The organism is Xenorhabdus innexi (assembly GCF_002632485.1).
GTDB lineage: Bacteria > Pseudomonadota > Gammaproteobacteria > Enterobacterales > Enterobacteriaceae > Xenorhabdus > Xenorhabdus innexi.
Map to the genome: position 1 here is coordinate 1 of NZ_NIBU01000177.1, position 1,327 is coordinate 1,327.

1 protein-coding gene is annotated in these 1,327 nt (G+C 48.6%); it reads right to left on the minus strand.

The features are described 5' to 3' along the window. A partial coding sequence (locus tag Xinn_RS20860; protein WP_280176163.1) for an ImcF-related family protein occupies positions 1 to 1,327 on the minus strand: 1,327 nt, incomplete at both ends.

Here is a 1,327-nt window from a genome sequence, read left to right on the forward strand (position 1 = left end):
CGGGCCGTGGCTGTATTGCACCCGCTGTCCGCCGACATCCAGTACCATGCTCAATATGTTGTTATCCATGCTGACGGGCTGCACCATGACATTAAATGACGGCGTGGTCGTTCCGTTAGCAAAGAACGTATTACGGATGATCTGTGCCTGCTGAAAAGATTTGAGAAATTTTTCTCCGCCGGGCAGGGGCTGACCATCGACACCCGACATAAACCGCCATCGGGGCTGGGAGGTATCCACTTTGCCCACTAAATTTTTCTGGAAAAAACTGTCCATCAGCCCTATGCCGGGGGCAAACATGCGGGCCATATCATCCGGTTTGATATCTTCACGGGCGCTTGGCATCAGCGGATAACGATGGGTAATGGCCTGATTGCAAAACCCCCCGATTTCTGAGCTGAGTTGTTTACTGACACTTTTCATATCACTGAGTTGGGTATCACTGATGGCACCGATAGCCAGTGAAGAGATCATTTCACTGAACGGTATCGGCAGGTGTTCTGAGGCAGTCTGTAACTGGGTGATAATATCATTAGGCGGAAAAGTGGAACCGGTATTCACCGCATTCTGAACCGCCGTCAGGTATTGGTATAACTCGCCGATTTTTTGCAGTATTTCATCGAAAGGAATTTGCGGGTTTTTTCCCTTCATTTTTTTCGCCAGAACTGTAATGGGGGCAAAATGAGCTGATAACAGATTTTCCGGTGAGGGCTGGCTGTTATTCGGAGATGTCATCTGTTGGGGAGCCAGATTTATCAGATTGTTAAGCGGGTCAGTCAATGTCAGATTCTGACTGATATTGACCAGTAGCTGGCGCAGGGGAGACGCCGTCGAAGAGAGTAAGCGCGCGGTGTTTGCCCGTTGTGTTAAGTCACTGATATGGTTTAGCCGAATATCTGCCAAAAATGTATCCCACTGATAAATATAATTATTAACATAGATCTGTCGGAGAGACTCCTCGATGGCTTTAATTGAATGTTTTCTGGCATAAGATCCTAGTACCCAACGATCCTGCTTATAGTATGTGGCAATCAGCGGTACCATTTCTTTGAGGATTTTTTGATAACCCGCCGGTGTAAACAGCCCCGGTATTCCACTGGTGAGTTCGGTACCTCTGGAATGAGAAAAAGCCAGTTCCGCTTGTGGGCCGGCCAGAGTGATTAAATTGACCGGATTTAACTCAGGGTTCTGCAATAAATTGTGTTGCAGGCGGTCGTAGACACGTATTGCCAGTGGGCTGCTGCTGATGAACGCCTGATGGCGTTCAACCAAACCAGCATCAAAGAGATACGGGGAAGTGACCGCCTGCGCATCCAGCAACTGGCGG